This is a genomic window from Brevundimonas sp. (genome assembly GCF_036399195.1).
Taxonomy (GTDB): Bacteria; Pseudomonadota; Alphaproteobacteria; order Caulobacterales; family Caulobacteraceae; genus Brevundimonas.
Genome location: NZ_DASWNO010000023.1, coordinates 1 through 4,383, shown reverse-complemented (window position 1 = coordinate 4,383; position 4,383 = coordinate 1). Strand labels below are relative to the sequence as shown.

Sequence of the window (4,383 nt, the reverse complement as noted above, 5' to 3'; positions counted from 1 at the left end):
ATAGGCCATCGCCTTGGCGCCGCCCGCCTTGGCCAGCGTCATCGTGATCGCCGCCGTCAGCGTCGTCTTGCCGTGGTCAACGTGACCGATCGTGCCGATGTTGCAGTGCGGCTTGTTACGTTCGAACTTTTCCTTGGCCATGGCCAAAACTCCTGTGGCCCGGAAGGGGGCGGTGGATCATCGAAAATCTGGAGCGGGTAGACGGAATCGAACCGACATATTCAGCTTGGAAGGCTGCTGTACTACCATTGTACTATACCCGCGGCCCGGCCTGTCGTCCTGATCCGGCCGTTCGAAAGCGCGTGGTGGGGGAAGCAGGACTCGAACCTGCGAAGCTTACGCAGGGGATTTACAGTCCCCCCCCTTTGCCGCTCGGGACATTCCCCCAGCGCGCTGTTTCGAACCGTCGAACCGTCTCTTCGTTCCTCTTTCGAGGGCCGAGTCGACAAAAGCTCTCGGTGTCCCGCGTCGCCTGAGATAGGAGGGGCGCCAGACCCGAAAGCCCTCAGGGCTCCAAATCGGAGGGCGTCTTATAGTGTCGAGAAATCCAGAACGCAACGACCGGAAACCCGGCAAGAAACCGGCCTTCGGAGACAAGTCTCAGACCCGTTCGGGCGGCTCTCCGGCGGGGGCCAAAGGCCCGCCCGCAGGCGGGCCAGACCGGGGCGGATGGAACCCCAATCCCAAGCCGAAGGCCTTCTCCGACTCCGCGCCGCGCCCGGCGCGCGCCCACGGAAGAGCGGGAGCGGACGCCGACAACTTCATCTGGGGCCGCCATCCGGTCCTCGCGGCCCTCGCCAACCCCGCGCGCAAGGGCATGGGCCGGCTGCTGGCGACGGCGGACCGCGCCGCCGAGCTGGAGCGCGACGGTCTGACGAACGGCCACAAGGTCGAGATCGCCGAGGTGCAGGCGCTGGACCGCATGCTGCCGCAGGGCGCGGTGCATCAGGGGCTGGTGTTCAAGGTGCAGCCGCTGGAGGGCGTGGCGCTGGAGGACATCGCCGGGGACGGCGGCGTCATCGTCATGCTGGATCAGCTGACCGACCCGCAGAACGTCGGCGCCATCTTTCGCTCGGCGCTGGCGTTCGGCGCGAAGGGGATCGTGGTGCAGGACCGGCACTCCCCGGCCCTGGCGGGGGCCTTGGCCAAGGCGGCGGCCGGGGCGACCGAGCGCCTGCCCTGCGCGCGGGTGACGAACCTGAGCCGGGCGTTGGAAAAGCTGGCCGACCTGGGCTGGCGCGCCGTCGGGCTGGACGGATCGGCGGAACTGACGCTGGAGCAGGCGCTGGACGAGCGGCCGACGGTGCTCGTCATGGGCTCGGAAGGCGACGGCATCCGCCGGCTGGTGGCCGAGCACTGCGACGTGCTGGCGAAGATTCCCATGCCCGGCGGGTTCGAGAGCCTGAACGTCTCAAACGCCGCCGCCGTCGCCCTGTATGAGGCGACGCGGAAGCGCGGCTGACCCGCGTGACCCTTCCGTATGGAACGTCAGGGGCGTCTGACCGCTTGCGGAGGCGCCCCTTCCTCCCCTAGAGCGCGGCCATGGAATTTCTGAGCTCTCCTGAACTCGCCTCGCAGTTGGCCGCCCTGGGTCAGGTGCTGATGATCGATCTGGTGCTGGCCGGCGACAACGCCGTCGCCGTCGGCCTCGCCGCCGCCGCTCTCGCGCCCGACCAGCGGAAGAAGGCTATCCTCATTGGCCTGATCGCGGCCGTGGTCCTGCGCATCGGCTTCGCCCTCATCACCGTGCAGCTGCTGGCCATCATCGGCCTGCTGCTGGCCGGCGGCGTGCTGCTTCTGTGGGTCTGCTGGAAGATGTGGCGCGAGCTTCAGGAGCAGCGCACCCACGACCAGGCCGAGGCCGAGGCCGAACTGGAGATGGCCCTTTCCGCACACCACGGCGGCGGCCCGCCGCCGGAAGCGCTTGGCCTCAAACGCAAGAGCTTCGGCGCGGCGCTGCTGCAGATCATGATCGCCGACGTGACCATGTCGCTGGACAACGTGCTGGCGGTGGCCGGCGCGGCGCACGAACACCCGTGGATCATGGTCTTCGGCCTTATTTTGTCGATCGCCCTGATGGGCCTGGCCGCGACCTTCATCGCCAAGCTTCTGACCAAACACCGCTGGATCGGCTATGTCGGTCTGGTCATCGTCCTCTACGTCGCCCTGCACATGATCTGGGACGGCGCCCGTTCGGTGGTCGTGCGGACCGATCGGCTGGAGGAGTTCAACGCCTCCGCCCCCGCCTTCCTCGACATCGGCGAAGAGGAAGCCGCGCATCACCGGCAGGGGATGCGCGGGGAGGACGAGAGTGCGGCGCCCGCGCACGGAACGCCGGCGGCAGCCGCGCCTCCGGTGCAGACCGTGCCTGTCCAGTCTCCTTGAGCCGACCCCGCTCGCACCGGCAGTTAGGTACACTTTTAGTTGCATTCCTCGCCCATCCGGTGCAGCTTAAGCACGAGCGATGTTGCGACGGGAGCCTGAGTGAGCAAGCGCCTCGACGCGATGCGCGCCAATCCGTCAGGAGACTGGCGGATCGCCGACGTCGAGGCCCTCTGCCGGGAGCATGGCGTGTTGTGCGAGCCGGCGCGGGGCGGAAGTTCGCATTATAAGATCGCCCACGCTGCGTTGCGACGAAAGCTGTCGATCCCGTTCGCGCGCCCGATCAAGCCGGTGTATATCAGGGATCTCGTACGCTTCGACGAGCTTCACCAATGAACGCCGCTCCATCGGATTACCCGGTCATCGTGCAGCCCCTGTCGGAGGAAGACGGCGGCGGCTATGCGGCAATCGTGCCTGATTTACCCGGCTGCATGAGCGACGGCGAGACGCCCGAAGAAGCGATCGTGAATGTGCGCGACGCGATTCTGGCGTGGATGGAGGCCGCCGAAGACGTGGGCCATGCCGTCCCGCCGCCCTCCGTCGAGCTCAAGCTCGCCTCCTAGGGGTTCGCCCCGCCGAACCGCTCAGACCACTCGGCCACCTGGACATCCTCGATCTTGGTGAACAGGACGCCGGCGGCGGCGACGGCCTGGCCGCGCGGCAGGATGTCCAGCAGGGATTTGCCCGGCGCGGGCCATGACAGGTCGTCCGCCCCCACGGCGACCCCGATCTTCTCAGCCGAAAACGGCATGACCGGCGCGGCCAGGCGGGCGAACAGAGCCACCAAATTGAGGCCGGTGCGCACTCCGACGGCGGCGCGATCGACATCAGTCTTGAACGCCGTCCAGGGCGCCGCCTCCTGCAGATATTCGTTGCCCAGCACCCACACCGCCCGCAGCGCCTGGCAGGCCTTGCGGAACTCCATGGCCTCGAAGGCGGCCGTGGCCTCGGCGACGCCGGCGGCGAGGTCGGCCTCAAGCTTCGCCTCCAGCGGCCCCGGCTCGCCGCCGTCGGGCACGACGCCGCCGAACTTCGACTCGGCGAACTTGACGATGCGGTTGACGAAATTGCCCAGCACGTCGGCCAGGTCCTTGTTGGTCGTCGACTGGAACTGCTCCCAGGTGAAGGCCGCGTCCGAGCCTTCGGGCCCATAGGCGGTCAGATGCCAGCGCCAGTAGTCGGGCGGCAGAAGCTCCAGCGCCTGATCCATGAAGACGCCGCGCTTCTGGCTGGTCGAGAATTTCCCGCCGTACCAGTTCAGCCAGTTGAAGGCCTTCAGCGTGTCGACGGTCTTCCACGGCTCGCCCGAGCCGAGGATGGTCGCGGGGAAGCTGACGGTGTGGAAGGCGACGTTGTCCTTGCCCATGAACTGGACGTAGCGGACGTCGTCGGCGCCCTCGTCCGTCCGCCACCAGTCGCGCCAGGTGCGGCCGGTCGCGTCGGCCCACTCCTCGGTGGCGCCGATATATTCGATGGGGGCGTCGAACCAGACGTAGAAGACCTTGCCCTCCATGCCCGGCCGCGGCCCGCCGTCCGAACCCACCACGGGCACGCCCCACTTCAGGTCGCGGGTGATGCCGCGGTCGATCAACCCCTCGTCAAGGTGCTTGAGCGCGATCGAGCGCGCCAGCGTCTGCCAGTCGCTCTTGGTCCCGATCCAGTCGCGGATGCGCTGCTCCAGCTTCGTCTGCAGCAGATAGAGGTGCCGGGTGTCGCGGACCTCGAGGTTCCGGGAGCCGGAGACCGCTGAATAGGGATCGATCAGGTCGACCGGATCGAGCAGTCGTCCGCAGTTGTCGCACTGGTCCCCGCGGGCGCCGACGTGGGCGCAGTGCGGACAGGTGCCCTCGACATAGCGGTCCGGCAGGAAGCGGGCGTCATCGACCGAATAGACCATCCGGTCCACCCGCTCCTCGATCAGACCGTTCATCTCCAGCACATCGGCGAAATGCTGGGTCAGGCGATGGTTGGGCGCGTTCGAGGAGCGACCGAACCAGTCGT

The 4,383-nt window shown here is 67.5% G+C and carries 6 protein-coding genes and 2 tRNA genes; 4 read left to right on the top strand and 4 right to left on the bottom strand.

Annotated elements, in window-relative coordinates; translation table 11 throughout:
• From VGB60_RS01255 to VGB60_RS01245, 3 genes are all read right to left on the bottom strand, one after another.
• Nucleotides 1–141, bottom strand: a 141-nt coding sequence (locus tag VGB60_RS01255; RefSeq protein WP_231378809.1) for a GTP-binding protein, incomplete at its 3' end; no start/stop codon positions are given.
• 48 nt (nucleotides 142–189) lie between these two features.
• Nucleotides 190–263: transfer RNA gene (locus VGB60_RS01250), tRNA-Gly, on the bottom strand.
• Nucleotides 264–303: 40 nt separating this feature from the next.
• A tRNA-Tyr gene (locus VGB60_RS01245) sits at nucleotides 304–387 on the bottom strand.
• A 148-nt stretch (nucleotides 388–535) separates the two neighbouring features.
• On the opposite strand from VGB60_RS01245, the gene rlmB reads away from it, so the two are divergent.
• From rlmB to VGB60_RS01225, 4 genes are all read left to right on the top strand, one after another.
• On the top strand, nucleotides 536–1,462 hold the full coding sequence (gene rlmB / locus VGB60_RS01240) for a 23S rRNA (guanosine(2251)-2'-O)-methyltransferase RlmB (protein ID WP_331036470.1): 927 nt from the start codon (nucleotides 536–538) through the stop codon (nucleotides 1,460–1,462).
• Between the two features lie 80 nt (nucleotides 1,463–1,542).
• Nucleotides 1,543–2,385 (top strand): TerC family protein, encoded by an 843-nt coding sequence (locus VGB60_RS01235; protein ID WP_331036469.1) that lies wholly within the window; start codon nucleotides 1,543–1,545, stop codon nucleotides 2,383–2,385.
• A gap of 99 nt (nucleotides 2,386–2,484) precedes the next feature.
• Entirely contained in the window at nucleotides 2,485–2,718 is a 234-nt protein-coding gene (locus VGB60_RS01230) for a hypothetical protein (protein WP_331036468.1), read from the top strand.
• Nucleotides 2,715–2,945, top strand: a complete 231-nt coding sequence (locus VGB60_RS01225) for a type II toxin-antitoxin system HicB family antitoxin (RefSeq protein WP_331036467.1) — start codon at nucleotides 2,715–2,717, stop codon at nucleotides 2,943–2,945. The genes VGB60_RS01230 and VGB60_RS01225 overlap by 4 nt, the downstream gene beginning before the upstream one ends.
• On the opposite strand, the gene VGB60_RS01220 is transcribed toward VGB60_RS01225, so the two are convergent.
• A partial coding sequence (locus tag VGB60_RS01220; protein WP_331036466.1) for a methionine--tRNA ligase occupies nucleotides 2,942–4,383 on the bottom strand: 1,442 nt, incomplete at its 5' end. The two genes, VGB60_RS01225 and VGB60_RS01220, sit on opposite strands and share 4 nt — an antisense overlap.

Bases quoted from the DNA above. Each gene is read 5' to 3' on its own strand.
- VGB60_RS01235 (WP_331036469.1), top strand. From the start codon at position 1,543: ATGGAATTTCTGAGCTCTCCTGAACTCGCCTCGCAGTTGGCCGCCCTG.
- VGB60_RS01225 (WP_331036467.1), top strand. From the start codon at position 2,715: ATGAACGCCGCTCCATCGGATTACCCGGTCATCGTGCAGCCCCTGTCG.